Genomic DNA, 26471 nt, shown 5'->3' with positions numbered 1-26471 from the left:
TCAAGGTGAAAGGTTAATATGAAGACTACATCAGAAAAAATAGAGAACTGCCAGATCGCTTTAAACGTCGAGATGGAGGGATCTGAGACAGAGAGATATATGGGCATCGCCCTCGAGCACCTGGCCAGGAGAGTTGTGCTGCCCGGCTTCAGGAAGGGCAAGGCGCCCGTCTCGCTGGTCGAGCAGCACATCGGCAAGCAGGCGATTATGCAGGAAGCGCTGGAACACCTGGTGCCCGAGGCATACGAGGAAGCTCTGAAAAATGAGTCCATACTGGCCATCGACCAGCCCAAGATAGAGCTGGTACAGCTCGACCCCATCATATTCAAGGCAATCGTTCCGACCAAACCCGATGTCACGCCCGGCAACTACCGCGATATCAAGATGGAGATGGGTAAAAAGGAGATTGGCGAGGACGATATCAACCAGGTTATCGAACAGCTGCAGATGCAGTTCGGCACCCTGGTACCCGCAGAAAGGGTTGTCAGTTTCGGCGATATAGTCACTATCGATATCGAAGGCAAACGCGGCGAGGAGACCATCCTTTCGCGCAAAGATGCCGCATATGAGGTCAGCCAGGGTTCCAAGTATCCGGTGCCCGGCTTCGCCGAAAAGATCGAGGGCATGAGCAAGGATGAAGAGAAATCGTTTGATATAGACTTCTCCGATGACTACGAAATCAAGGAGATCGCAGGGAAAAGGTATTCATTCAGCGTCAAAGTCAGGGAAGTTAAAGAGAAAAGCCTTCCCGAGATCAACGACGAGTTTGCCAAGAACGCCGGCAGCGAGAATTTGGCCGACCTGAGGGAGAAGATAAAACAGGGTCTGAAGGCGCGCGCCGATGACAGCCTGAAGAAAGAGTTTGAGCATAAACTGATCACCGCGCTGATCGAGCAGAGCACCATTGATTTTCCTCCCGTGCTGGTAGAGAGGGAGGTGGATCATATAATTAATGAGGAGGCCAGGAATTTCCCTGACGGCGTAAAGGGATTGGAGAATTACCTGATAAACGCCAAAAAGACGCTCGAACAGCACCAGGAGGACCTCAAGCCGGCCGCATCCGATCGCGTCAAAGCCTACCTTATCACCAGCAAGATCGCCGAGCTCGAGGGCATAACGATCAGCGATGAAGAAGTTAACGAGTCGATCGAGAAGATGGCCGCTGAAGATCCCAGCAGGGCGGATGATGTGAAGGCCCTCTTTAACCAGCCGAGGCCGCATGAATCGCTCAGGGATATGATGGTCATCAACAAGGCTATGGATTTCCTGACCAAACTGGTCACGGGACAGGATAATAATATAAATACGGAGGTAACTGATGGAAAGGTCACCACTTAACATAATACCAACAGTAGTTGAGAGCAGCGCCAGAGGTGAGCGCTTTATGGACATTTATTCTCTGCTGCTTAAGGAGAGGATCATTTTCCTTGGCACGCAGGTTGACGACCAGGTAGCGAATGTTATCGTCGCACAGCTGCTTTATCTGGCCAGGGAGGATCCCGAGAAAGACATCAGCCTCTATATCCACTCACCGGGTGGAGTCGTCACCGCAGGGCTGGCTATTTACGATACCATGCAGTTGATCCAGCCGGATGTCTCCACCATCTGCGTGGGTTCGGCTTACAGCATGGGCACGGTTCTCCTGTGCGCCGGCGCCAAGGGCAAGAGGTATGCCCTTCCTAATTCCACCATCCACATGCATCAGGGCCGGGCCGGGACACAGGGACAGATAACCGATATCAAAATCGCCGCTAAAGAGTTCGAGAGACTGGATGAACTGGTGGCCAAGATACTTTCCGACCACACCGGCCAGTCACTGGAAAAGATTCGCCAGGATACCGACAGGGACATCTATTTCGATACCAAGCAGGCGGTGGAATACGGCCTGATCGACGACGTCCTCTCTGCCGCAGCCAAGAAAGACAAAAAGTAATTACCGGGATATCTCTCTGTCTATCTCGGCGGTAAGCTCACAGCCCGATAGGGGCTGTCCGCTGCTGTCCAGCAGCTTTTTACGGCTGTCTATACTTATTTTACCCTGGCTGAACGAACGCAGCGTATGGATGATAAGCGGGATTTCCCTGATAAAACCGCTCTGCCGTATCAATTTAAATAGAGCGTTGTCCTCGCCCTCGCATTTCTTGATCTCCTCCACCGATCTCTCCCCTACGAGATTCCAGAGAGCATCGAAACGGTCACCCCTGATGGGATATCGGCAGAACGAGATCACCGGGCCCCTATCCAGTTCAGGTGTGACCAGGTGAATCATAACACCCGACTCTGTGGCCCGCTCCTTTATCAGCTGCCAGATGACCTCCTGCCAGGTTCCCTTGGGACCTGTAGGTAGTGCAGGATGCAGATTGATCATGTTGAATTTGCTGCACATCTCGTGACCCACGATCAGCATATAGCCCGCCAGCAGGCATATGTCGACTCTGAAATCCACCAGCCTGGCCATAACCTGCCGGTCGTACTCCAGCCGCCACCACGGTAGTTCCTTCTCCCTTACACCTACTTGCTGCCGCACGTTGCCCGCGAATTTTTTTACCGAGGAGGTCACCAGCGGGATGGAGTATTGCTTGACCTGGGACAGGAAAACATCTGTTTTCTCGGATTCGCCGGCCTCGCGGCTGCAAAAAACGAACTCGATGCGGGCGTCCAGGCCGCCGTTGAGGATTGCGGAGACAACGGTATCCAGCAGTTTTTTAGAGCTGTCACCCCGCGCCGTAGAAAACCACCCGATTTTCAACATGTTTCCGACTATTTGTTAATATTTTTGTCCACTCGTGCGGTTACGCTGAGGAAGTGGATCAGCGGGCTAGACTTCCTGCTGTGTATGGTGGCGTCCTTAAGGGAAGCCAAAAACTCCTGCGGGCTGTTGAAATCCTGCATTTCGACGATGGCGTAGCCTAATTCAGATGGACTGTGGGCATCGGACCCTGCGCTAATCAGTGTGCCGTGACGCCGGGCCAGGCTGAGCGCCCTTTTTTCTGTGCCGGGGAAAAGGCTGCGTGAATTGTATACTTCGATAATGTCCACGCTGTCCGCCAGCTTCTCCAGAACCTTCGTTTTGCGGAAGGCGGAGGGCCTGACCATGTCGTATGGATGGGGTATGCAGATCAGCCCGCCCTGATCGCGAATACGCTTTACAGCCTCGTCCACGGGTATCTTGTCCGGTATATCTTCATGCAGGAACATGCCCATGATCTCGCCGTAAGGGGTGCGCACTTCTTCGCAGATAATGATCTTGATCGGGGCCATCTTGCTCATCTCCCGGGCCCCCAGCGTGGTGCCGTGGTCGGCCACGCCGATGCAGTTTATACCTTTGGATTGACAGGCTTCGATCAGCTGCTCATATGACATGTAGGAGTCAATCGAATGCCTTGTATGGACATGCAGGTCTGCCCTGATCACCAGATCAGACCCTCTCCAGATACTGGCCGGTCCTGGTATCGACCCTGATGGTATCGCCGGTATTGATGAAGAAAGGCACCTGGATGGTGATGCCGGTCTCGAGTTGTGCGGGCTTTCCTCCGGCGCTGGCCGTATTCCCTTTGAAGCCGGGGCCTGTCTCGGCGATCTTCAACTCCACCGAGATAGGCAGTTCCACACCGATGGGGACTCCCTTATGCATGAGCAATTCCATGTTCATATTCTCTTTGAGGTAGTTGGTGGTGTCGCCCATCAACCCTTTGTCCACGGCCATCTGCTCGTAGTTCTGGTTGTCCATGAAGTGATAGAGGTTTCCGTCGTTGTAAAGAAATTGGACCTGCCGCCTTTCCAGAAAGGCCTTGGCGAATTTCTCGCTGGCCTGAAAAGATTTTTCAACTATATGTCCTGCCTTGACGTCTCTCAGCCGTATCCTGATCTGAGCTGAGCCCCTGCCCATCTTGATGTGCTGATAGTCCAGCACCTGATAAAGCTGCCCGTCCAGCACGATGGTAATGCCCTTTTTAAGTTCGCCGGCGTCGATCATGATGTTAATCCTCCGTTCAAACGGGACTTTTTACCTGCGGTGGTAAGGGCCAGCGCTTTACCTCCGTCGATAGTGACGGTATCTTCTATCCTGACTCCGCCCCATCCGGGCAGGTAGATCCCGGGCTCTACAGTAAAAACCATTTTCTCCAACAGTATATCATCGGCGATCGGTCCCAGGCGCGGCCATTCGTGGGCATCCAGACCGATGCCATGACCAAGGCCATGCCCGAAGCACTCCGCATATCCGGCCTGGTCAATCATATCACGGACCAGCTTATCTGCAGCGCCGGCGCTCATGCCGTCTTTGATCAGAGCAATAGCGGTTGTCTGTGTGCCCAGCACCGTATTGTAGACTTTATTGAACTGCTCATCCATCTTTCCGAGTACATAGGTGCGTGTTATATCGCAGCAATAGCCGTTACACCTGGCCCCAAAATCAATAGTTATGGGTTCACCTTCCTCAATGGGCCTGTTCGTCGGCCTGGCATGTGGCAGCGCTGAGTTTGGCCCCGAGGCCACGATTATCTCGAAAGGCAGCGGTTCGCTCCCTTCCTGCCGGATGCAACTTTCGATCTGCCAGGCCAGCTGTTTCTCAGTTAAACCGGACTTAATGTTCGGGACTATCTTCTCCAGGGACCTGTCCGCAATTGCGCAGGCCTTTTTAATATTTAAGAGCTCTTCAACATCCTTGACAGCACGCAGCTTTTCAATCATGCCTTTGACAGGTATGACCTGGAAATTGTCTTTGGCTGATTGGGCAGCCCTGCAGATGGAATGGTAGGTGGTAAGCGGGAGGTGGTCGGATTCAACGCCCAGCTTGCCGATACCCATACCGACCACAAGGCCGTCCAGCCAGTTGCCGATATCTCCTTTTATATACAGTATCTCGAGATCGGGCGCCTGTCGTCGGGCCTGTTCCACATAGCGGAAATCAACTGCCAGGCAGGCCCTTTGATTTGATATGACCAGCCAGCCCGCGCTTCCGACAAATCCTGAAAGGTAGCGCCTGTTGCTGGCGGAGCCGATGAGCGCGCCGTCTATATCGTGTGTGGCGAAGGTGTCGCGCAATGAAGACAGTCGGTTCAAGCTGCTGCTCCCGATATCAATAAAGACGATTCAAGACGGTGGTCATAATATCAGGCCTTCTTTTTACGGGCATGATAGGTTTTTCCCTGGCCGAAGATCTTTTTGGTCGTCTTACACTCAGGGTATTTGCTGCAGGCCAGGAATTTGCCGTAGCGTCCGGTGCGTATGACCATAGCCTCGCCGCAGTTGGGACATTTCTCGTCCGACGGCTCGGGAGCAGGGCCGCGGTTGACCGCCACGTTTTTCTTGCCCGTGCAGTTGGGGAAATCCGAGCAGGCCCAGAATTTGCCGAAGCGGCTCGATTTCAGGACCATGTCCTTGCCGCATTCGGGGCACTTTTCCTCCGACTTGATCACCACCTTCTGCAGTTTCTCCTGCGCCCTGGCCAGATCTGTCTCGAAGGGGGTATAAAACGACTTTATCACAGATTGGCGGTTCATTGTGCCCTTGGCGATCTCGTCCAGGTCCGTCTCCATCCTGGCCGTAAAATTGAAATCGATGATGTTGGGGAAATTGCTAACCAGCAGGTCGTTGACAATAACGCCGATCTCCTCAGGCCGCAGTTTACCAGCGTCCTTGTATACATATTCTCTGTCCAGGATGGTGGAGATAATCGGAGCGTATGTGCTGGGCCTGCCTATGCCCTTCTGTTCCAGCGCTTTGATCAGCGTAGCCTCGGTATAGCGCGGGGGTGGCTGGGTGAAGAACTGCTCGGGGAATAGGTCGATCAGGTTGAGTGGTTCTCCTTCCTTCAACTGCGGGATGGCAGCGGACTTGAAGTCGTCGAACTCATCCTTCTCCTCATCACGGCCTTCAATGTACAGCGCCATGAAACCAGGAAAACGCAGAGAGGAAGCTCTGGTGCGCAGAAGATATATCGTCTTGATTTTGGCGCATTCAGCTTCGATGTCGACGGTCAATGTATCGAAAAGCGCTGCGGACATCTGGCTGGCTACGGCCCTTTTCCAGATCAATTCGTAAAGTTGGAACTGGTCCTTATTGAGGAATTTCTTGATTGCCGCCGGCTCGCGTTGTGCCCTGGTCGGACGTATGGCTTCGTGCGCTTCCTGCGCCATTTTAACTTTCTTGGTGAACTGCCTGGGTGCCGCGGGCAGGTGCTGTTTGGAGAAATTGGCCGCAATGTAGGAACGTATTTCCTCAACGGCGGAAGCCGCCATTTGGGTTGAGTCGGTCCTCATATAGGTTATCAGGCCGGTATCGCCTTCCTCGCCGATGGGCAATCCCTCGTAAAGCTGCTGGGCGATGACCATGGTCTTTTTTGCTGTATAGTGCAGCTTACGCCAGGCCTCCTGTTGCATGGTGCTGGTAATAAAAGGCGGTGCGGATTGGCGCGCGACCTCCTTCTTCTGTACTGACTTAACCGAGTACTCGGACCGGCGCAGATTCAATATGACGCTTTCGCAGTGGTCGGTATCGGGTATATCCAGTTTTCCATTGCCTGAAAGTCCGACCAGTGAAGCCCTGAAATTTACGCCCTTTTTTGTCCGCTGCACAAGCTCGGCTTCAATCGTCCAGTACTCGACCGGGACAAATTGCAGTATCTCTTTTTCGCGGTCTACGATCAGCCTGACTGCGACGGATTGCACGCGTCCGGCCGAAAGCCCCTTGAGGACTTTCTTCCAGAGCAGCGGGCTCAGCTTGTATCCGACCAGACGGTCGAGAATGCGCCTGGCCTGCTGAGCGTCGACCATCTTCATATCGATGGGACGCGGATTTTTAAAAGCCTCCTCGACAGCTTCCTGTGTGATCTCATGGAAGGTCACGCGCCTGAGGGGTATATTATCCTTCTGAAGGTTGGCGGCTTTAATCAGGTGCCACGATATGGCTTCCCCCTCACGGTCCGGGTCTGTAGCCAGATATACGGACGAAGCGCTATTGGCCAGCTCCCTGATCTCCTTGAGCACCGACTTTCTTTCGGGGATATTCTTGTACTCGGGCTCGAAGTCGCCGTCTATTGATATTCCCAGCCTGTCGGACGGGAGGTCCCGGACATGTCCCATAGACGCCCGTATAACATAGCTCTTGCCCAGTATTTTGCCCAGTGTTCTGGCCTTGGCCGGTGATTCAACTATTACAAGTTTTACAGTCATATTCTTCTCGATAATACAGTCATTAGTACTTCAACCTGCTGTTCAAAGCATAGGTCATACCGCCTGTTGGCCTGACCAGGCCGTTCATCTCCATGATGGCCAGGCAGCTTACAACCGTAGGTGTATCCAGTCCGCTGGCCCGGCATATCTCGTCGACGTGGGCCGGCTCGTCGGAAATGTATTTTATTATAATCGATTCGTTCCCGCCGGGGGTAAGGGCGTCATTGATTTCTATCTGGCGGGAAACAACCGGGAGGCGCAGCTCTTCCAATATATCGAGGTGGCCCCTGACCAGCTTGGCGCCATCCTGGATCAGCCTGTTGGGGCCGCGGCTCATGCCGGATAGTATGCTGCCCGGCACGGCGAAGACCTCCCTGTTTTGATCGACCGCAAATCCGGCTGTTATCAGCGCCCCGCCCTTTTCGCCGGATTCCACCACCAGAACACCGAGGCTCAGGCCGCTCAGTATCCTGTTGCGCCGTGGGAAATTTTCCGGCTTGGGCTTCGTTCCCAGAGGATGTTCGCTGATCAGCGCACCGTTCTCAAGTATATCTTTTGCCAGTTTGAGGTTTTCCGGCGGGTAGACGATATCCAGGCCGCAGGCGAACACCGCGATGGTCCGTCCGTTCGATTCCAGCGCCGCCCTGTGCGCGATAGTGTCTATGCCCCTGGCCAGGCCACTGATGATGGTTATGCCGTTGAGAGCGAGGTTGCCCACGATATCCTCGGTTACCTGCCTGCCGTAGGACGTAGCCTTTCTCGTGCCCACCACGGCAACGCTGTTAGCGTCCGCGGCATTCAGAGAGCCACGAACGTATAATACAGCCGGATAGTCGTGCGTTTCCTTGAGCAGCGCCGGGTAATCCGGCGATTCAAAAGTGATGACTTTAATGCGGTACTTATCGATAAGCGCCAGGTCCTTATCCAGGTCTATGCTGGGTCGGCTGGCAACAAGGTTGTCCGCAGCGACGGCGTCAAGCCCGGCTTTAAGCAGCTCAGGTCCGGGCGCAGCCCAGGCCTTCTCGAGGGTCCCGAAATGGCTCCTGAGCAGGGCGATCCTCACCCTGCCGATGCCGGGCACCCTGGTGAATCCGATCCAGTATTTGGTTTCGCTGTATTCAGGCATATAAATTGAGGTATTTTAACACAAGCGTCTGTAATGCAATAACATACCCTCGGATAACAGCGCGCTTGACGGTGGATGAGAAGAAAGGGTTGGAATACTTGCGGTAGGACTAAGCAGGCGCTTCGCTGTTGAGCATCCTGTTGATCTCGGGTATGACGGCCCTGGCTGCTTCATATCCCGCCGTTATGGCCTCCTGGCCGCGGTGGAACTCGTAGACCTCGATATTTCTGACGTCGGGCTCTATCATGATATCGGCCTTCAATATGCTGGCTCGCACCATCTCGTATTCCATGAGATAGAAGGATTGTAGCATTGTATTCATGATGCTCGGCGCCCTGGTCGATTGCTTGTTGCCGGTCAATCCCAGGTGGATGCGTTCCCTGGGATTATTCAGGACGTTTACCGCTATGATGAAAGTGGCGCCCATAGATTTGACCACGTCCGCCGGCACGGGATTTAGCGTACCGCCATCCACCAAAAAGCGCCCGCCGTAGTTCACCGGCACGAAAACCACGGGAATGGAGATGCTGGCGCGCACAGCTTTGAGCAACGAACCCCGGGTAAGTATGACCTGCCTGGCCGACTGAATATCGGCGGCGACGGCAGCGAATGGGATCCTGCAATCGCTGATGTCGCGGTCCCCGATGATGTGTTTCAGAAAGTTCTCGACCCTGTTGCCGGAAAGGAAGCCCACGCGAATGAAGGTGAACTTGGGGTCCAGCAGATGTGTGATCTTGCGCAGGTTGGTGGAGAGGGCCAGCTCCTCAACGTCCCCTATTTGTCCGTCTGCTGCATAGCAGGCGCCGACCAGCGCGCCCATGCTGGTCCCTGCGATCATATCGATGGGGATATCGGCCTCGCGCAGAGCCTTGATAACACCTATATGCGCCAGTCCCAACGCCGCGCCGCTACCCAGCGCCAGCCCTACCTTCAAATTAGACCCCATACTTCTCAGCCGCTATTAGTATCATATAATTTGTTTTCAATAATATCTTTAATATTTGACAACCCTTCCTGGGAATGAGCATTTAATTCAGTATATTTGTCTCTGAAATACATGTTCAACAAAATATCCATTAAATTCCCGATTAATAAATAATTAAATCCCACTTCTATGATTTCGTTAAGTATGAAGTAATTCTGATGAATGTCCAGCTTAAAAGTAAGCTTTCCGCCAATTAAGGATAGTGGGAAAAGAGCCGTCATAACAAGTTCATCTTTGGTTATTTTGGTTATTCTATATCTTGCTTTTTGATGTTTTCCAAAAAGAATTTCTTCAGAACAAGTTACTGTACCTATTTCTCTTGGTGGCAGTGTTAAAAATTTGCAGCTCAAATGATTTTTAGGGGACATTAATACATAATATCTGTCAAAATCCTTTAATAAATCAAAAAATAATTCAGGCGAGGTATTTATCTTTATTTTGTTTAATACTTGTATCATTTGAGTGAACAAGACAACAGAGGCATTTCCAAAGTGGCGGAGAGGATGGGATTCGAACCCATGGTAGCCCTGAAGCTACACGCGCTTTCCAGGCGCGCCTGTTAGTCCACTCCAGCACCTCTCCTGATAAAAAACATGGCGGAGAGGGTGGGATTCGAACCCACGAGGCTCTCGCCCACCGCTTTTCGAGAGCGGCACCATCAGCCACTCGGTCACCTCTCCGCTGCGTGTCTATTATATCATCACCGCTATGCCAGAAAAAAATCAGGAACGCTAATGTGCTGTCTGAATAGACGGGACGGATGATAGCCGGGCTATATGATTGAAATAGGTCGTTTCCAGATGATATCATGTCAGATCGGTATGGTGTTCAGGGCTTACTGCCGCTGAGGAGGTATGTATATGTACAAGAAAATAATGGTACCGCTGGACGGATCACACATCGCTGAATGCGTTATACCTCATATTGAAGCGATTGCCAGGAAATCATCCGCTAAAGTGGAATTGGTCACTGTAATTGAGCCTCTGGAGATCCCCACCAGGGGACAGATTGCGATAAGCGATGATGAAATCAAGAAAATCGATTCCGAAGGTAAAAAGGAAGCTAATAAATATCTTGACCAGGTATCCGCCCGGCTTACCAAGGCGGGCGTCAAGTCCGATACCGTGATATTGAGCGGCAGGGCGGCTGACAGGCTTACCAGGTACGCTGTAAACAATGATATAGACCTGATCATCATGGCCACACATGGGCGCTCCGGGATATCGAGGATGTTCTGGGGTAGTGTGGCTGAAAAAATTCTGCGCGCCACGGAAATACCCGTACTGCTGATAAAAACCGTGACTTGTGAGATAGACTCCTGATAGTTCGTCTCTAAGGCTTATTGATATGACATCTTTCGCCCGGCGGGCTTAGTATTTTGATACAAGCATGAACGCCAACTTTTTTACTGCCCAGGTGCCGGAGCAGCCGGTGGTAGCCATAACCATTGGCCTGTCCCTGATAATCCTGGCCGTTCTGATGCTGCCCTTTGTAGTGAAAAAAGTTGAAGAAAACCTCGAGCTTTTCTTCCTGATAATGGGCATTTGCGCGGTATCCATCTCCGGTCTGTGGAGCATGGAGCTGGTCATCGAGGCGATCGAGGCCCCGGTGATGATCAGCAAGGTGCCCATCGGCATCTTTCAGGTTGTGCTGGTGTTTGGGCTGCTGATCCATTTCTTCAATAAGTCGTTCTGCGGGGGAGTTCTGTCCATTGCCTCAAGGCTGGGATGGAGATGGTTCGCTTTCCTCATGATACTGGTCTGCGGACTCCTGAGCAGCGTGGTCTCCATAATAGTTACCGCCGTGTTGCTCTCGGAGATTATCGCGGCCATACCGCTGGAGAAGAAGGAGAAAGTCAAATTTGCTGTGGTTGCATGCTTCGCCATGGGGCTGGGCGCAGTCCTTACACCCGTGGGTGAGCCTCTCTCCACCATACTGGTCTCGAAACTGTCGGGACCCCCTTATTATGCCGATTTTCTCTTTTGCCTGCAGACATTCGGCGTTTACGTTATACCCGGTGTTGTCGCCATATCATTGTTCGGGGCTTTCTATGTCGGCCGGCACATGGATGTCCGCAACCTGAAACAGAAGACGGAATACTCCGAGACGCTCAAGACCGTTATCCTACGCGCCGTCAGGGTATATTTCTTTGTGGCCGCGTTGATACTGCTGGGCGAGGGTATGAAGCCAATCATCGTCTGGTATGTGGTGCACGTGCCCGCAGCCGCCCTTTACTGGATTAACATGATTTCGGCTGTGCTGGATAACGCAACCCTGACAGCCGTGGAGATCGGCCCCACCATGGCCCTGTCGCAGATCACGGCCATCACAATGGGTCTGCTGGTTGCGGGCGGCATGCTGATACCCGGCAATATACCCAATATCGTGGCCGCCGGCCGACTTAAAATAAGTATGAAAGGATGGGCCATCATCGGCATTCCTATCGGACTGGTCATCATGGTCATCTACTTTCTTATACTGCTGCCTCAGTTTTTCAACCTGGCCGGCGCTTGATTTGCCAAATAAAAAATAAACTTGATATACTTAACAACCTATCGTTCATCCGGAAATGCAAGATGTCTGAATAAATGACTTCTGTGCCCCTGTAGCTCAGGGGATAGAGCACCGGCCTCCGGAGCCGGGTGCGAGGGTTCAAGTCCCTCCAGGGGCGCATCGAACCCGAGTCTATTAAAGCTTAGATATGGAAAAGGGTACAACTATCGAAATTCGCTGGCATGGCCGCGGCGGCCAGGGAGCGGTCACATCCGCTGAACTGACGGCGCTGGCCGCAATGCGCGAGGGAAAATATGCCCAGGCCTTTCCCAGCTTCGGTCCTGAGAGGCGTGGGGCGCCCGTGCTGGCCTTTAACCGCATCAGCCAGGACACTCCCATTCGCATCCGTTCCGGTGTGGTGAAGCCGGATATCGTGATCGTGCTCGATCCCGGGCTGGTAACCCTCATAAATGTGGTGGACGGATTGAAACCGGGCGGGGCGCTGATCGTAAACAGCACACGCAGCGTGGACGACCTCAAGCAGGAGTTCAGCGGTGACTGGAAGCTGGCGGTGGTAAACGCATCAGCCATTGCCAGGGAACTGCTGGGAGTGAATATAGTCAATACCACCATGCTGGGCGCCCTCATCAGGGCTACCGGCATCATTAACATGGAATCGTTGACTGAGCCGCTGGCCGAGAAGTTCGGCGCGCGCTCCAAGTCCAACTTTGAAGCCTGCAATCGTGCTTTCAAAGAGACGGCACAGGATAAGATAACGACCACCGGTCCTAAAAAGCAAAAAAGCTTCCAGGCCGAGAAATTGCCCAGATGGAACGAACTGCTGGTGGGATGCGCTGTCACAGATGTGGGAAACACCAAGCGATTCTGCACCGGAGATTGGAAATCGGAGCATCCCGAGTGGAATGATGCCGTCTGCATCCAATGCGGCATATGTTCGATTTATTGCCCCGAGGCCTGTATCAGCGAGCAGAGCGACGGCTATTTCCGCTCCAATCCCTTTTTCTGCAAGGGCTGCGGCATCTGCGCACAGGAATGCTGGACGAAGGCGATTAAAATGGTTGAGGGATCATAATCATGGCATCGAAACGCATCGGTATCGAAGCATCTCTGGCCATCGCCGAGGCTGTTAAACTGGCCAACACCGATGTGATTGCCGCATATCCCATAACCCCACAAACTCACATCGTAGAAGGCCTGGCCGAGATGGTGGCCAACGGTGATCTGGATGCCGAATATATACCGGTGGAGTCGGAACACTCCGCCATGAGTGCCTGCCTGGGCTCCAGCGCTGTGGGCGCCAGGACATTCACCGCAACCGCCGGACAGGGCCTGATCCTCATGCACGAAGTGCTGCTGGTGGCGGCCTCGATGCGCCTTCCCATTGTCATGGCGGTGGCCAACCGCGCCCTCTCCGGCCCGCTGAACGTGTGGGGCGATCAGTCGGATGCCATGGTTACCAGGGACGGTGGCTGGATACAGATCTTTGTGGAAAACGGCCAGCAGGCCTTCGACCAGGTCATATGCGGCTTCTATATCGCAGAGCACCCGGATGTCCTGTTGCCCACCATGATAAATGTCGACGGCTTCCACGTCTCCCATGTGATCGAGTCCGTCGAGATGCTGGACCGTAAGACCGTAGATGAATTCCTGCCTCCCTATAAACATAAATACGTGCTTGACCCCGATAATCCCGTGACACTGGGTTGCTTCGCTGCACCCAATATGTATACGGAGACCAGAAAGGCGCTGGACACGGCGGTGCGTGAATCAAAGAAGGTGATACTGGAAGCGTGGAAAAAGTACGGCGACCTTACCGGGCGGTATTATAAGCCGATCGAGCAGTATAAGGCGGACAAAGCTGATACCCTGCTGGTGCTGGCGGGCGGCTATAGCGAAAACGCCATGGACACCATCGATAAGATGCAGAGTGAAGGCAAGAAGGTCGGACTGGTCAGGGTCCGCCTGTGGCGTCCTTTCCCCCACGATGAAATGGTTGAGGCCCTGTCGGGAGCAAGTAACGTTATCGTCTTCGATCGAGCCATATCGCTGGGAGGTCCGGCGCCCATCTGTTCAGAGATCAGGGATACCCTCTATTCGGTTGAGAAAAGGCCTAGGATCGCCAGCATAGTCGGCGGCCTGGGGGGACGCGATGTTTCTCCTGCGGATTTTGAAAAGATATTCGAGATAGGATTGGAACGTATAAAAAGCAGGCGCGCGGATGAAACGTACATGTACGGAGTGAGAGAATAGTGGAAACTCTCAGCATTTATGTCCCCAAACTGGTCACCAGAGGTGAGTATATCGCCTCCGGTCACCGGGCCTGCTCGGGGTGTGGTGAAGTGCTGGCCGTGCGTTACGTGTGCAAAGCGCTGGGTCGCAACACCATTATCTCCAATGCCACAGGCTGTATGGAGATCATCTCGTCGCCGTTGCCTGAGTCAGCGTGGGAGGTCCCCTGGATCCATACCCTCTTTGAGAATGCCTCGGCCGTGGCCTCGGGTATCGAATCCGGCCTTAAGGCACTCAAGCGCAAGCACGGGTATACCAAGGAAGTTAAGGTCGTGGCCATGGGGGGCGACGGTGGGACGGCGGATATCGGCCTGCAATCGCTCTCGGGCGCTCTTGAAAGGGGACATGATTTCCTCTATGTCTGCTATGACAACGAAGCCTATATGAATACCGGCATACAGCGCTCCAGCGAGACTCCCTTCGGCGCCTCAACCACAACCGCGCCGGCGGGCAAGAAGAGCATGGGACAGCATACCTGGAAGAAGAATATGCCCGCCATAGCCGCGGCCCATAACATACCCTATGTGGCAACTTCCTGCTCAAGCTATCCATTTGACATAATGTCCAAGGTTGAAAAGGCGGTTAAGATCAAGGGGCCGTCCTACATCCATATCCTTTCCGTCTGTCCCACCGGCTGGCGCTGTCCCTCCAGACAGACCATTAAAGTCGGCCGGCTGGCGGTTGAGACGGGCATCTTCCCTATGTACGAGATCGAGAACGGCCAGTACAAGTTGAATATCGACCTGCCCAAACTCAGGCCGGTAGAAGACTACCTGAAAGTGCAGGGCCGCTACCGCCACCTGACCAAAGAGAGTATCGCCGAAATACAGGTCAGGGTAATCGAGGAGTACAACAAGGTCCGGCAGCTTGCAGGTCTGAAGAAGATAAAATGAAAGATCAAATAACGGCGATTATCAAGAAATACGGCGGCGACAGCAGCCAGCTGGTATCCATACTGCAGGACCTCCAGGCGGAGTACAACTACCTGCCCCGCACGGTGCTGGATAAGCTGAGCAAAAAGCTGGACATACCGCAGAGCCATGTCTACAGCATGGCGACTTTCTTCAGGGCTTTCAGCCTAGAGGAAAGGGGCAAACACATCTGCAACGTTTGCCAGGGCACGGCCTGCCATGTGCGCGGCGCCGACCTGATACTGGAATCCATTGAACGCCAGCTGGATATCAAACGCGGCCAGACCACTAAGGACCGCGGATTTACCCTGGAAACTGTGAACTGCATGGGTTGCTGCGCCACCGGCCCTGTGGTCAAGATCGATGATGAGTTCTTCGGGCATATGACCAATGACAAGGTCGAGCCCATGTTGAATAAATTTAAAGCGTAATATTGATGGCAAGTAAGTTAAAGACCGCCAAAGCGCTGGCTGCTTTACAGAAGAAGCTGGCAGAGGAGAGGGACACGGACAAGTGCCGCATCTCACTCTGCAACGGCACGGCCTGCAGACCGTACGGCAGCAATCCTGTGGAGGAGGCCTTTAAAGCGGAGATAGAGAAACGCAACCTGGCGGATAAGATTGAATTCAAGATCACCGGCTGCCATGGCTTCTGCGAGCGGGGTCCCATCGCCATCGTCGAGCCTGGCAATGTGTTCTACCAGAGGATCCAGGTCTCCGATGTGCCGGAGATACTGGATAACTCCATTCGGAAAAAGCCGCCCATCGAGCGGCTGCTGTTCAAACAGGATACAGATGTAAAATCCGTAGCACGGCAGAACGATATTCCGTTTTATACCGATCAGCAGCGCATCGTACTGGGCAATAATACCAGGATCGATCCCACCAGTATCGAAGACTATATCGCCATTGGCGGATATTCAGCCCTGTCTAAAGCTTTATTCGAACTGCAACCCGACGCCATCATACAGATGGTCAAGGATTCCGGTTTGAGAGGCCGCGGCGGCGGTGGTTTCTCCACGGGAACCAAGTGGGAGACCTGCCGCAAGGCCCACGGCGATATTAAATACGTTATTGTCAATGCCGACGAGGGAGATCCCGGGGCCTATGCCAACGAGGGTCTTCTGACCGGCAATCCCCACAGCGTGCTGGAGGGGCTGTTGATTGGCGCCTTCGCCATCGGCTCTCACCAGGGCTATATCTACGTGCGCAATGAATATCCCCTGGCGCTCAAGAATATTACACTGGCTATCGAACAGGCTGAGAATCTCGGCCTGGTCGGTAAAAATATACTGGGATCGGGATTCGATTTCAGCGTCAGGGTCAACAGGGGTGGAGGCGCTTTCGTCTGCGGAGAATCGACCGCGCTGATGGCATCGCTTGAGGGCAAGACCGGTGAGCCCAGGGCCAAATACATACATACCGTGGAAAGAGGGCTATGGGACAGGCCGAGCTGCCTGAACAACGTTGAGACATGGGCCAACATACCGCTGATTATTAGCAACGGCGCCGCATGGTTCAGCAAAATCGGCGCTTCCGGCAACAGCGGCACCAAGATATTCTCTCTGACCGGGAAGGTGAACAATACCGGCCTGGTGGAAGTCCCCATGGGCATCAAGCTGCGGGACATCATCTTCGACATCGGCGGCGGCATACGCGGCGGCAAGAAATTCAAGGCCGTGCAAACGGGCGGCCCCTCGGGCGGCTGTCTTCCTGAGAAACTGCTTGATGCGCCCGTGGACTTCGACTCGCTGTTGAAGGCCGGCTCGATGATGGGCTCGGGCGGCATGATCGTAATGGACGAGGAAAACTGCATGGTCGACACGGCCCGCTACTTCCTCACCTTCCTTGAGGAGGAGTCCTGCGGGAAATGCGTGCCGTGCCGTGAGGGCGTCAAGCGGATGCGCCAGATACTGACCGATATAACCGAGGGCAAGGGAGAGATGAGTGACCTGGATCTTTTAACCGAGCTCTCAGCCCACCTTAAGGACAGCGCCCTGTGCGCGCTGGGCAGCTCCGCCCCCAACCCGGTGCTCACCACCATCCAGTATTTCAAGGATGAGTACGAGGCGCATATAAAGGACAAAAAGTGCCCGGCCGGAATATGTAAGGAACTGATAAAATTCAGCATTATCGATGAGAAATGTCCGGGTTGCGCCAGATGCGTAAAGACCTGCCCCACTCAGGCCATCACCTTTATGGGCAAGCAGAAGCCGGTTGTGCTGGACCAATCCAAATGCATCAAATGCCGCACCTGTTATGATATCTGCAAGATGGGAGCTGTGAGCATTGAGTGAGCTGGTAAACCTGACCATCAACGGCAATAAGTATACTGCCGAAAAGGGCAGCATGGTGCTGAAGGTTGCCCGCGATCACGGTATCAGGATACCCACGCTGTGCGATCACGAGGCCATCGAGCCCTTCGGTGCGTGCAGGTTGTGCATCGTTGAGGTCACGCGCGGCAACAGGACGCGTATCGTGACATCATGCCTCTATCCGGTGGAGGAGGGACTACAGGTTCAGACCGATTCACCTCGCATCGTGCGCAACCGCAAGATGCTGCTGGACCTGCTGCTGGCCAGATGCAGCGAGAACAAGGTAATCAAAGAGCTGGCTGCCGAATACGGGCTGGATAAACCCTCTTTCCGCGAGGAATACTGGGAGAAGCACGACTGCATCGTCTGCGGTCTGTGCGTCCGGGCCTGCGAGCAGGTGGTGGGCGTAAGCGCCATCAGCCTGGTCAATCGCGGCGTCACCAAGGAACCCAAGCCGCCCTTCCTCGAGAAAGCCAAGGCATGTATCGGCTGCGGCTCCTGTTACTACGTTTGCCCCACCGGCGCGGTGAAGATGGAGGAGAAGAACGGTGTCCGCCATATCTACAACTGGAAGGTGGCGTTCAAGCTGAAGAAGTGCGAGAAGTGCGGTATCGAGTGGGCGCCCGAAGCCCAACTGGAATACATCCGCAAAAAGTGGAAGCTCGAGCCCGGATTCTTTGACCTCTGTCCAAACTGCCGGTAATCGCCCGGCCGGTTCGGCCTATTGCTTGACTCCATATTTTCCCCAATCTATACTTTTGTCCTGCGGGGTGTAGCGCAGTGGTAGCGCGCATGGTTTGGGACCATGAGGTCGGTGGTTCAAATCCACTCACCCCGACCAGAACATCAATGATCCTATCCTTATTACTCACTAACTAGCAGAGTGCTTGACATGTAACATGAACGCTGTTATTATTTTGAATCGGATTCAATGTTGCAATTCATCTGTATTGATCTGATTGATTCTTTTCACAGCGAGGTTGAACGGGCATGGACGTGATCGAAACGAAGATCGACACCTCTTCGGATGAGTACCGGCGGAACTATGACTCCATGGTGGCGCGGGTCGCGGAAGTCAAGGAGGAGTTGAGGAAGGCTCGGGACGACCGTTCCCAGAAGTCCAGAGATAGACTGGCTGCGCAGGGTAAAATGCCCATGCGCGAGAAGCTGGAGCGCCTGCTTGACAAAAACACCCCATTTCTCGAGATAGCTCCACTGACGGCGCGCGGGATGTATGACGGCATTATACATGGTGGAGGATTGGTATCCGGTATAGGCATCGTCAGCGGCAAGGAAGTTGTAATCACAGGCAATGACGCGACTATCAAGGGCGGTTCCACCTATCCCCTGACCATGAAGAAGGCCATTCGCATGCAGACCATCGCCATGCAGAACCGACTTCCCCTCATTACACTGGTCGATTCAGCCGGTGGATACCTGCCGATGCAGTCCGAGGTTTTCCCCGACATAGACGATGGCGGCAGGGTCTTCTATAACCAGGCGATGCTCTCAAAGATGGGGGTCCCCCAGATCACGGCGGTTATGGGGCTTTGCACGGCGGGAGGCGCCTATATCCCCGCCATGTCGGACGAGGTTATTCATGTTAAAGGCATAGGGGCCATCTTCCTGGGCGGTCCCCCGCTGGTCAAGGCTGCCACAGGCGAGGAGGTGACCGCCGAACAGCTCGGTGGCGCGGACCTGCACTGCCGTGAATCCGGTGTTTCGGACTACTTCGCCGAAGATGACGCCCATGCCATCGAGATCTTGCGCAACATCATGGAGTGCATGCCCGCCCGTGAGAAGACACGCCTGCCCATGCATGAGCCCAAACCGCCCGTCTACGACCCGAAGGAGATTTACGGCATCATCAGCAGGGAATTCAAACTGCCCTACGACGTGCGCGAGCTGATCGCCCGCATCGTGGACGGTAGCGAGTTCCTGGAATTCAAGGAACTTTACGGCCCTACGCTCATCTGCGGCTGGGCCTACATACACGGCTACCCGGTCGGCATTCTGGGCAACAACGGAGTGCTTTTCCCCGACAGCGCCAACAAAGGGGCGCAGTTCATCCAGATCTGCGACCGGCGTAAGATCCCCCTGATCTACCTGCAAAATATCAGTGGATTCATGATCGGCAGGGAGTACGAGCGCACCGGTGTAGCCAAGAACGGACATAAAATGGTTACTGCCACGGCCAACTGCACAGTGCCCAAGTTCACTGTCATCGTCGGCGCCTCCTTCGGGGCCGGCAATTATGCCATGTGCGGACGTGCCTATGAGCCACGTTTCCTCTGGATGTATCCCAACGCCGAAATTGCAGTTATGGGCGGGGAACAGGCCTCCGGCGTGCTGGTGACGCTTCGCAACGACCAGCTGGCCAGGGAGGGTAAACCTCCCCTGACCCCGGAGGAGGCGGACGATATCTGCAAACCTATCATCGAGGCAACAAAAAAAGAGAGCAACGCGCTGTACAGTACCTCGCAACTGTGGGACGACGGCATCGTCGATCCCGTGGATACGCGGGATGTTCTGGGGCTGGCTATCTCGGCCTCTCTAAATGCGCCCATACCGGATGATGTATTCGGATATGGCATATTCCGTATGTGATCAGCTTATTCCAGGGAGGATTTCAGCTATTTTCCGAAAAGTTCTGGTGGCAAACCGCGGCGAGATCGCCCGCCGCGTCATGTACACCTGCCATGAGATGGGTATAGCCACGGTGGCGGTGTATTCGGAGGCGGACCGAAAGGCTATTCATGTTTTAAAGGCCGATCAAGCCGTTTTCCTGGGTGGTTCGGACCCCTCGGAAAGCTATTTGAATATAGATAAGGTCATCTCCGCAGCCAGACAGACCGGGGCCGAGGCTATCCATCCCGGCTACGGCTTTCTGGCTGAAAACCCTCTCTTCGCCGAGCGTTGCGAAAGTGAGGGCATAGTCTTCATCGGCCCTCCCTCCAAAGTCATACGTGAACTGGGGGATAAAACGGTTGCACGACGCACCGTCATGGGGAGCGGCGTCCCCGTCATACCCGGCATGAACAAGCCTGAATCGGACACCCGTGTACTCGCCGGCGATGCTGAGAAGATCGGTTATCCCGTGCTTATCAAAGCGGCTGCCGGGGGCGGCGGCAAGGGGATGCGAGTAGTAACATCGCCCAAAGATTTTCAGGAGGCATGCGCTTCAGCGACCAGCGAGGCAAAGAGAGCCTTCGGGGACGGCTCCATCTACCTGGAGAAGTACCTTTCCCGGCCAAGGCATGTGGAGTTCCAGATCATCGCCGACAGCCGGGGCAACGTTATCCACCTCTTCGAACGTGAATGCTCAATCCAGAGGCGCCATCAGAAGATCATCGAAGAGACGCCTTCGACGATCATGACGCCCGAACTGAGGGAGCGTATGGGTAAAGCCGCCGTAACCGTGGCAAAGGCTTCAGGATACGTAAACGCCGGAACGGTCGAATTTCTGGTTGACCAGCAGGGAAATTTCTATTTCCTGGAGGTCAACACACGCCTTCAGGTGGAACATCCCGTCACCGAAATGATCACGAGCCTGGACATCGTGCGTATCCAGCTTGAAGTGGCCGACGGCAATCCTTTGCCCATCACACAGAAAGACGTGCGCAGCCGGGGACATTCCATCGAATGCCGCATCTATGCGGAGGATCCTGAGAAGGGATTCTATCCATCCCCCGGCAGGATCATCTGCATGGAGGAGCCGTCGGGGCCCGGCATACGCAACGACTGCGGCATTTACTCGGGATTTCAGGTGCCGGTGGAGTACGACCCGATCCTGTCCAAATTAATCGTCTATGCCGAAGACAGGGGCCAGGCTATTAAGCGCATGATACAGGCATTGGAAAACTACGTCATCCTGGGAGTGAAGACTCCCGTGCCTTTCCTCATCGATGTGCTTAAGTCCGAAGCCTTCGCCAAAGGGGATACATACACCGATTTTATCGATACCTATTTCTGCGGGTGGAAGCCCGACCGCCGCGAGGCCGATGCCGCCTGCGCTGCATTCATCATCGACGAGCTGACCCGTACCGTAAAGCCTAAACCTGCGGTGGGAATGGAAAGCACCGAACTGTCGCCCTGGCAGACGCTGGGGGCATGGGGGCGGTGAATATTCAGATTGAGATTAAGATTCAGATTAAGACTGAGATTAAGATTGAGATTGAGATTTAGAGATGGACTACAGGCTTAAAATTGACGAGGAAGTCATCGCACTGCAGGCCGAAAAAAAGAAGGATGGCAGTATGGTCCTTTCCCATGCCGGCCGCACGTTCGAAATCGAGTACACTATGGTCTCCGAATACCACCAGCATCTTACCATAGACGGCCGTCCGCTGAATGTGTTCATTGCAGGAGACGGGAATTCAAAGATGGTGGTGATCAGGGGTACACCCTATTACATCGCTGACGCCGATGCCGTCGAAAACCGTTCCAGGGGAAAGAAGAGGGACCAGGTCATGCCGCAGGAGGTCACTCCGCCCATGCCCGCCGTGGTGGTCAGAATACTTGTCTCAGAGGGGGATGAGGTGAAAAAGGGCGACAGTGTGATCGTCGTATCTTCGATGAAAATGGAGTCAACACTGGTTGCTCCGGCTGACGGGAGGGTGAAAAAGATCAATGTGGCCGAGGGAGACAAGGTGATGCCCGGCCAGATTCTGATTGATATAGATAGGGACGCAGCGGCCTTACCACGGGAATAATCACAGCCCTGCACGTAATCACAGTTTCATTATACAAGGAGGGAATAAATGGACGACAAACATCTGCTTTATCGTGTCGAAGACGGCGTGGGATATATCACTATCAACAGGGAGCAGCAGAGAAACGCTATCACGCCGGAAGCCCTGGCTCTGTTTCATCAATATCTGGATGAAGCGGAAAAGGACATTAATGTTCATGCGCTGCTGGTCACCGGCGCGGGCGATAAGGCCTTCTGCACCGGGGCGCAGCTCAGCGCCGGAGTCAATACGGGCGGATTGGATATTTTCGCCAGCTATGCGGACCTGCTCAACCGCATCGTCAGCTTCCCCAAGCCTACCGTTGCCCGCATCAAGGGATTCTGCCTGGCGGGCGGCATGGGATTCATGCTGGCCTGCGATATCGTCATCGCCAGCGACGATTCCAAATTCGGCACACCGGAGGTGAACGTCGGCCTGTGGCCCATGATGATCGGCGCTCTCATCTTCCGCAACGTGCTTCAGAAAAAGGCCATGGAGATGATATTGTTGGGAGAAAGGATGACCGCGCAGGAGGCGCTGGCCATGGGGCTGATCACCAGGGTGGTCCCCGCGGCGGAACTGGATGCGGAGGTAAAAAAAGTGCTCGAGATCCTCACATCCAAGAGCCCTATCGGCATGAAGATGGGAAAACAGGCTTTCTACGCCGCAGCCAATATGCCGTTGAAGGAGGCTCTGCAATATCTGGCGGAGAGGATCAAGGACATCGCCGGCACGGAGGACGCCAAAGAGGGGATTACCGCCTTTATCGAGAAGCGTCCGCCCAAATTCACGGGAAAATAGTGTTAATCCCACCTATAACAAATATATACACGTGAAGGAAGGAGAACTGCCATGAGCTCTGAAAATAGAAAGGGTAAGGACAGGATCATTATTGCCAACTGCAGCGGTTTTTTCGGTGACCGGCTGTCCGCCGCAGCGGAGATGGTGCGCGGGGGGCCCATCGATGTCCTTACAGGCGATTACCTGGCGGAGCTGACCATGGCTCTGCTCTTCCGTCTGAAAATGAAGAACCCCGAGGCTGGATATACTCCCACCTTCCTCAAACAGATGGAAGAGATTATGGGAGAATGCCTGGATAAAAAGATCAAGGTCGTGTCGAACGCCGGCGGATTGAATCCCCGCGGGCTGGCAGTGGAGCTCCGCAAGATAGCGGAGAAGCTGGGCCTCCATCCTAAGATCGCTTGTATCGAGGGTGATGATCTGATGGCGCGGATCGGTGAACTCCAGCAGGCAGGTGAGTCCCTCGTTCACCTTGATAAAGGTATCTCACTCAAAGACGGGGGCCTGGTCCCCATCACCGCGAATGCCTATCTCGGAGGCTGGGGTATCGCCGAGGCCCTTGAAAGAGGCGCCGATATCGTGGTCAGCGGCCGCGTCGCCGACGCTTCGCTGGTTATGGGTCCTGCGGCCTGGTGGTTCGGGTGGAAGCGCGATGACTGGGACAAGCTCGCCGGCTCAGCGGTGGCAGGGCACATCGTTGAGTGCGCGGCCCAGGCCACGGGCGGGAACTATTCCTTCTTCGACGAGGTGCCGTCATTCCTCAAGGTGGGTTATCCCATAGCCGAGATATTTGATGACGGTTCTTCGATCATCACCAAGCACCCGGGCACGGGAGGTCTCGTTTCCGTTGACACCGTGAAGGCGCAGCTCCTGTATGAGGTCAAGGACCCCAGCTATTTAACTCCCGATGTTTCGGCCCGCTTCGATACCATCAAGATGTCCCAGCAGGGGCCCGACCGCGTCCGCATATCCGATGTGCTGGGCTCGCCGCCCCCGGACACCACCAAGGTGTGCATCAATTGCCTGGGCGGGTACAGGAATTCCACGACCGTTGTACTGACCGGTCTGGACATCGAAAAGAAAGCCAAAATAGTCGAGGATGCAGTCTTCGACAGCCTGGGTGGCAGAGGGCAGTACGCCCTCGAAGATGTGCAGCTCGCCCGGTCTAACAGGGACAATCCCGAGATAAATGAAGAGGCCTTTGCCTATCTGCGGATATCCGTCATGGACCGCGACCAGAAGAAGGTCGACCGGTTTTCTTCGGCAGTCATCGCGCTCGCGCTGGCAAACGTCCCGGGCTTCACCTTAACGGCCCCCCCTGCCAAAGGGACTATGGCGATTATCCACTGGCCGGCGCTCATTCCACAGAGCCAGGTCACCCAGAAAATTATGATCAACGGCGACGAATTTTCTGTCGGTTTTACTCCGTCCGGCGCTGCGGCGAAGCCTCTTCCAGTGCAGAAAGAAGTGGTAGCGCCTGTGCCGACGGGTAAGAAGGTGAAGATACCCTTCGGCCGTATCTATGCGACCCGTTCTGGGGACAAGGGCGGCAATGCAAATCTCGGTGTCTGGGGAAAAACGCCTGAAGCATATGCCTTTCTCAGGGATTTCCTCACCGTTAAAAAACTGAAAGAGCTGCTCAGGGATATGAGCGAATATGAGATAGAACGTTACGAGTTTCCCAATCTTCTCGCAGTCAACTTCTACATCAGGGGCGTCCTGGGCGAGGGTGTAGCCGCTTCGTTGAGAAGCGACCCCCAGGCCAAGACACTGGGCGAGTACCTGCGCGCCAGGATTATCGAGGCGCCGCAGTCTATTGTTCCATGATTGTTTACACTCATCGCGGATAAAATATTGCCGGAGGGCAAGAAGCCGCCCGGCAGGAAAGGAGGTTGTTAGATGACAGTATACGATGAAAAACCCTGGGGCAAGTGGTACGATCCGCCGTTAAGCGCGGAGATAAAAGCAGTGGATGAGACATACGTGGATATGCTGGAGAGGGGACTGAAATTCCGGCCGGAGGTGGTGGCCTTCCATTTTCTCGGGGTTAAATTCACATATAAAGAGCTTGACCGGCTCTCGATGAGGTTTGCGTCATATCTCCGCAAACAGGGATGCAACCCGGGTGATGTGGTGGGAATCAATCTCCCCAACCTTCCTCAGTATCTCATCGCCCTGGCGGGGGCCCTGCGTGCAGGGTGCGTGGTCACAGGCGTCTCTCCCCTTCTCACTCCCAAGGAGATGGCCTACCAATTGAATGATGCAGGCGCCAAAGTGCTGGTAACGCTGGATGCGATCTATGAAAACCGCGTGCAGAAGATAAAAAACGATATACCCAAAGTAACCTGCATCATAACAACTAACATCGCGGACTATCTCCCCCCGGTCAAGGCCATCCTGGGCAAATTATTGAAGAAGATTCCCTCCGGAAAAGTGGAGCCGATCGCGGGAAAAGAGGTAGTGTCTTTCAAAGATCTTATCGCGAATAGTCTGCCCGATATTCCCAGGCCGTCCGTCAAGCTCGATGATACCTGCCTGATACAGTATACCGGCGGCACTACGGGCACTCCCAAGGGCGCGGTCCTCACCCATCGGAATATGGTTTCCAATCTCACACAGGGAAAACAGTGGCTCGATCTCCAAATGAACGGCGGCACCGTCTGCTCGGGCTTCCCCTTCTTCCACATGGCGGGACTCTATTTCGGCATGGTCTCCATGTCGCTGGCCTTCACCCAGTGCCTGATCCCGGATCCCAGGAACACCAAGAATATATGTAAAGAGATCTCGGAGCACCCTCCGATGATGATGCTCATGGTCCCGTCTCTCTACCAGATGCTGATAGACGACCCGGCATTTTCCAAGATCGATTTCTCTTCCTGTAAGGCCTGCATTTCCGGCGCATCGCCGTTTTCCAAGGAGGCCATCAACGCCCTCGAAGCTATCGTGGGCCAGGGCAAGGTGGTTGAGCTCTACGGAATGACCGAGGCCAGCCCGATCATCACGATGAATCCTTTAAAGGGGAAGAAGAAGATACTCTCGGTTGGAGTACCTCTCCAGAGCACCCATGTCAAGCTGGTCGATGTTGAAACCGGAAAGAAAGAGGTCGCCCTGGGTGAAGTCGGCGAGATCATCGTTCTCGGACCCCAGGTGATGAAAGGGTATCACAACAAGCCGGAAGAGACGGACAATACCCTGAGAGAATTCCAGGGCGCTAAATGGCTCTATACCGGCGATGTGGCGAGGATGGATGAGGACGGGTACTTCTATATTGCAGACAGGACAAAGGACATGCTGATCGTAGGCGGATATAAAGTGTTCTCACGCGAAGTGGAGGAAGTGCTCAGCGCGCATCCGGCAGTCGAGTCGTGCGCGATCGTGGGGATAGTCAACCCGGACCGTCCCGACAGCCAGATCGTGAAAGCGGTTATCCAGCTCACCAAATATGCGCAGGCCAAAGATCAGGAACAAGTTAAAAAGGACATACTCGAGTATTGCAAGGAAGACCTGGCGCCCTACAAGGTCCCCAAAATGATTGTATTTATGGAGGCGTTACCTCTTACCGCTGTGGGTAAAGTGGATAAAAAGGCGCTCAGATAAATTCAGCACACCAAATACCGTCTGGATAA

At 54.3% G+C, this 26471-nt stretch carries 24 protein-coding genes and 4 tRNA genes; 18 read left to right on the top strand and 10 right to left on the bottom strand.

What is annotated here, in order from left to right; translation table 11 throughout:
* Positions 1 to 18 precede the first annotated feature (18 nt).
* Both tig and WC359_02865 read left to right on the top strand, forming a co-directional pair.
* On the top strand, positions 19 to 1338 hold the full coding sequence (gene tig / locus WC359_02870; protein MFA5399367.1) for a trigger factor: 1320 nt from the start codon (positions 19 to 21) through the stop codon (positions 1336 to 1338).
* Positions 1319 to 1933: an ATP-dependent Clp protease proteolytic subunit gene (locus WC359_02865; GenBank protein MFA5399366.1), complete on the top strand. Its 615-nt coding sequence runs from the start codon at positions 1319 to 1321 to the stop codon at positions 1931 to 1933. Before tig ends, WC359_02865 begins: the two co-directional genes overlap by 20 nt.
* On the opposite strand, the gene WC359_02860 is transcribed toward WC359_02865, so the two are convergent.
* From WC359_02860 to WC359_02815, 10 genes are all read right to left on the bottom strand, one after another.
* A complete protein-coding gene (locus tag WC359_02860; protein ID MFA5399365.1) occupies positions 1934 to 2752 on the bottom strand; it encodes a formyltransferase family protein in 819 nt (272 codons plus the stop codon).
* Between the two features lie 8 nt (positions 2753 to 2760).
* Positions 2761 to 3414, bottom strand: a complete 654-nt coding sequence (locus tag WC359_02855; GenBank protein ID MFA5399364.1) for a PHP-associated domain-containing protein — start codon at positions 3412 to 3414, stop codon at positions 2761 to 2763.
* A gap of 4 nt (positions 3415 to 3418) precedes the next feature.
* Positions 3419 to 3976: an elongation factor P gene (gene efp / locus WC359_02850; GenBank protein ID MFA5399363.1), complete on the bottom strand. Its 558-nt coding sequence runs from the start codon at positions 3974 to 3976 to the stop codon at positions 3419 to 3421.
* Entirely contained in the window at positions 3973 to 5064 is a 1092-nt protein-coding gene (locus WC359_02845; GenBank protein MFA5399362.1) for a Xaa-Pro peptidase family protein, read from the bottom strand. Before WC359_02845 ends, efp begins: the two co-directional genes overlap by 4 nt.
* 50 nt (positions 5065 to 5114) lie before the next feature.
* On the bottom strand, positions 5115 to 7175 hold the full coding sequence (topA, locus tag WC359_02840) for a type I DNA topoisomerase (protein ID MFA5399361.1): 2061 nt from the start codon (positions 7173 to 7175) through the stop codon (positions 5115 to 5117).
* 22 nt (positions 7176 to 7197) lie between these two features.
* A complete protein-coding gene (dprA, locus tag WC359_02835; GenBank protein ID MFA5399360.1) occupies positions 7198 to 8301 on the bottom strand; it encodes a DNA-processing protein DprA in 1104 nt (367 codons plus the stop codon).
* Positions 8302 to 8410: 109 nt separating this feature from the next.
* On the bottom strand, positions 8411 to 9247 hold the full coding sequence (locus WC359_02830; protein ID MFA5399359.1) for a patatin-like phospholipase family protein: 837 nt from the start codon (positions 9245 to 9247) through the stop codon (positions 8411 to 8413).
* 5 nt (positions 9248 to 9252) lie between these two features.
* Positions 9253 to 9744: a hypothetical protein gene (locus tag WC359_02825; protein ID MFA5399358.1), complete on the bottom strand. Its 492-nt coding sequence runs from the start codon at positions 9742 to 9744 to the stop codon at positions 9253 to 9255.
* Between the two features lie 34 nt (positions 9745 to 9778).
* Positions 9779 to 9868 (bottom strand) — tRNA-Ser (locus tag WC359_02820).
* A 12-nt stretch (positions 9869 to 9880) separates the two neighbouring features.
* Positions 9881 to 9966 (bottom strand) — tRNA-Ser (locus tag WC359_02815).
* A 180-nt stretch (positions 9967 to 10146) separates the two neighbouring features.
* Here WC359_02815 and WC359_02810 point away from each other — a divergent pair.
* From WC359_02810 to WC359_02735, 16 genes are all read left to right on the top strand, one after another.
* Positions 10147 to 10608, top strand: coding sequence for a universal stress protein (locus tag WC359_02810; protein ID MFA5399357.1), 462 nt, complete (start codon positions 10147 to 10149; stop codon positions 10606 to 10608).
* 67 nt (positions 10609 to 10675) lie between these two features.
* Positions 10676 to 11800 (top strand): DUF1646 family protein, encoded by a 1125-nt coding sequence (locus WC359_02805; protein ID MFA5399356.1) that lies wholly within the window; start codon positions 10676 to 10678, stop codon positions 11798 to 11800.
* A gap of 85 nt (positions 11801 to 11885) precedes the next feature.
* A tRNA-Arg gene (locus WC359_02800) sits at positions 11886 to 11957 on the top strand.
* Positions 11958 to 11987: 30 nt separating this feature from the next.
* Positions 11988 to 12872, top strand: a complete 885-nt coding sequence (locus WC359_02795; protein MFA5399355.1) for a 2-oxoacid:acceptor oxidoreductase family protein — start codon at positions 11988 to 11990, stop codon at positions 12870 to 12872.
* A 2-nt stretch (positions 12873 to 12874) separates the two neighbouring features.
* Positions 12875 to 14050 (top strand): pyruvate ferredoxin oxidoreductase, encoded by a 1176-nt coding sequence (gene porA, locus WC359_02790; GenBank protein ID MFA5399354.1) that lies wholly within the window; start codon positions 12875 to 12877, stop codon positions 14048 to 14050.
* Entirely contained in the window at positions 14050 to 14982 is a 933-nt protein-coding gene (gene porB / locus WC359_02785) for a pyruvate synthase subunit PorB (protein ID MFA5399353.1), read from the top strand. The genes porA and porB overlap by 1 nt, the downstream gene beginning before the upstream one ends.
* The gene (locus WC359_02780) at positions 14979 to 15431 is read left to right on the top strand and encodes an NAD(P)H-dependent oxidoreductase subunit E (protein MFA5399352.1); all 453 of its coding nucleotides are present in this window, start codon (positions 14979 to 14981) and stop codon (positions 15429 to 15431) included. Before porB ends, WC359_02780 begins: the two co-directional genes overlap by 4 nt.
* A 5-nt stretch (positions 15432 to 15436) precedes the next feature.
* The gene (locus WC359_02775; GenBank protein ID MFA5399351.1) at positions 15437 to 17296 is read left to right on the top strand and encodes an NADH-ubiquinone oxidoreductase-F iron-sulfur binding region domain-containing protein; all 1860 of its coding nucleotides are present in this window, start codon (positions 15437 to 15439) and stop codon (positions 17294 to 17296) included.
* Entirely contained in the window at positions 17289 to 18017 is a 729-nt protein-coding gene (locus tag WC359_02770; GenBank protein MFA5399350.1) for a 2Fe-2S iron-sulfur cluster-binding protein, read from the top strand. The genes WC359_02775 and WC359_02770 overlap by 8 nt, the downstream gene beginning before the upstream one ends.
* 63 nt (positions 18018 to 18080) lie before the next feature.
* A tRNA-Pro gene (locus WC359_02765) sits at positions 18081 to 18155 on the top strand.
* 149 nt (positions 18156 to 18304) lie between these two features.
* Positions 18305 to 19921, top strand: a complete 1617-nt coding sequence (locus tag WC359_02760; protein ID MFA5399349.1) for a carboxyl transferase domain-containing protein — start codon at positions 18305 to 18307, stop codon at positions 19919 to 19921.
* On the top strand, positions 19902 to 21437 hold the full coding sequence (locus tag WC359_02755; protein ID MFA5399348.1) for an acetyl-CoA carboxylase biotin carboxylase subunit: 1536 nt from the start codon (positions 19902 to 19904) through the stop codon (positions 21435 to 21437). Before WC359_02760 ends, WC359_02755 begins: the two co-directional genes overlap by 20 nt.
* 64 nt (positions 21438 to 21501) lie before the next feature.
* Complete coding sequence (locus WC359_02750; protein ID MFA5399347.1) at positions 21502 to 22026, top strand: acetyl-CoA carboxylase biotin carboxyl carrier protein subunit; 525 nt, start codon at positions 21502 to 21504, stop codon at positions 22024 to 22026.
* 48 nt (positions 22027 to 22074) lie between these two features.
* Positions 22075 to 22845 carry an enoyl-CoA hydratase-related protein gene (locus WC359_02745; GenBank protein ID MFA5399346.1) on the top strand — a complete coding sequence of 257 codons (771 nt, stop codon included), beginning with the start codon at positions 22075 to 22077 and terminating at the stop codon, positions 22843 to 22845.
* A 51-nt stretch (positions 22846 to 22896) separates the two neighbouring features.
* A complete protein-coding gene (locus tag WC359_02740; protein MFA5399345.1) occupies positions 22897 to 24672 on the top strand; it encodes an acyclic terpene utilization AtuA family protein in 1776 nt (591 codons plus the stop codon).
* A 72-nt stretch (positions 24673 to 24744) separates the two neighbouring features.
* Positions 24745 to 26442 (top strand): AMP-binding protein, encoded by a 1698-nt coding sequence (locus WC359_02735; GenBank protein MFA5399344.1) that lies wholly within the window; start codon positions 24745 to 24747, stop codon positions 26440 to 26442.
* The last annotated feature ends 29 nt before the right edge of the window (positions 26443 to 26471 follow it).

The organism is Dehalococcoidia bacterium (genome assembly GCA_041653995.1).
Classification (GTDB): Bacteria; Chloroflexota; Dehalococcoidia; order GIF9; family UBA5629; genus CAIMUM01.
Note: the sequence above shows the minus strand (reverse complement) of the source record. Positions and strands in the feature narration are given on the sequence as shown.

Bases quoted from the DNA above. Each gene is read 5' to 3' on its own strand.
- WC359_02755 (MFA5399348.1), top strand. From the start codon at position 19,902: ATGGCATATTCCGTATGTGATCAGCTTATTCCAGGGAGGATTTCAGCT.
- WC359_02805 (MFA5399356.1), top strand. From the start codon at position 10,676: ATGAACGCCAACTTTTTTACTGCCCAGGTGCCGGAGCAGCCGGTGGTA.
- WC359_02810 (MFA5399357.1), top strand. From the start codon at position 10,147: ATGTACAAGAAAATAATGGTACCGCTGGACGGATCACACATCGCTGAA.
- tig (MFA5399367.1), top strand. From the start codon at position 19: ATGAAGACTACATCAGAAAAAATAGAGAACTGCCAGATCGCTTTAAAC.
- WC359_02750 (MFA5399347.1), top strand. From the start codon at position 21,502: ATGGACTACAGGCTTAAAATTGACGAGGAAGTCATCGCACTGCAGGCC.
- WC359_02745 (MFA5399346.1), top strand. From the start codon at position 22,075: ATGGACGACAAACATCTGCTTTATCGTGTCGAAGACGGCGTGGGATAT.
- dprA (MFA5399360.1), bottom strand. From the start codon at position 8,301: ATGCCTGAATACAGCGAAACCAAATACTGGATCGGATTCACCAGGGTG.
- WC359_02760 (MFA5399349.1), top strand. From the start codon at position 18,305: ATGGACGTGATCGAAACGAAGATCGACACCTCTTCGGATGAGTACCGG.
- WC359_02795 (MFA5399355.1), top strand. From the start codon at position 11,988: ATGGAAAAGGGTACAACTATCGAAATTCGCTGGCATGGCCGCGGCGGC.
- WC359_02860 (MFA5399365.1), bottom strand. From the start codon at position 2,752: ATGTTGAAAATCGGGTGGTTTTCTACGGCGCGGGGTGACAGCTCTAAA.
- efp (MFA5399363.1), bottom strand. From the start codon at position 3,976: ATGATCGACGCCGGCGAACTTAAAAAGGGCATTACCATCGTGCTGGAC.
- WC359_02735 (MFA5399344.1), top strand. From the start codon at position 24,745: ATGACAGTATACGATGAAAAACCCTGGGGCAAGTGGTACGATCCGCCG.
- porA (MFA5399354.1), top strand. From the start codon at position 12,875: ATGGCATCGAAACGCATCGGTATCGAAGCATCTCTGGCCATCGCCGAG.
- WC359_02775 (MFA5399351.1), top strand. From the start codon at position 15,437: ATGGCAAGTAAGTTAAAGACCGCCAAAGCGCTGGCTGCTTTACAGAAG.
- WC359_02830 (MFA5399359.1), bottom strand. From the start codon at position 9,247: ATGGGGTCTAATTTGAAGGTAGGGCTGGCGCTGGGTAGCGGCGCGGCG.
- WC359_02740 (MFA5399345.1), top strand. From the start codon at position 22,897: ATGAGCTCTGAAAATAGAAAGGGTAAGGACAGGATCATTATTGCCAAC.
- WC359_02865 (MFA5399366.1), top strand. From the start codon at position 1,319: ATGGAAAGGTCACCACTTAACATAATACCAACAGTAGTTGAGAGCAGC.
- WC359_02780 (MFA5399352.1), top strand. From the start codon at position 14,979: ATGAAAGATCAAATAACGGCGATTATCAAGAAATACGGCGGCGACAGC.
- topA (MFA5399361.1), bottom strand. From the start codon at position 7,175: ATGACTGTAAAACTTGTAATAGTTGAATCACCGGCCAAGGCCAGAACA.
- WC359_02825 (MFA5399358.1), bottom strand. From the start codon at position 9,744: ATGATACAAGTATTAAACAAAATAAAGATAAATACCTCGCCTGAATTA.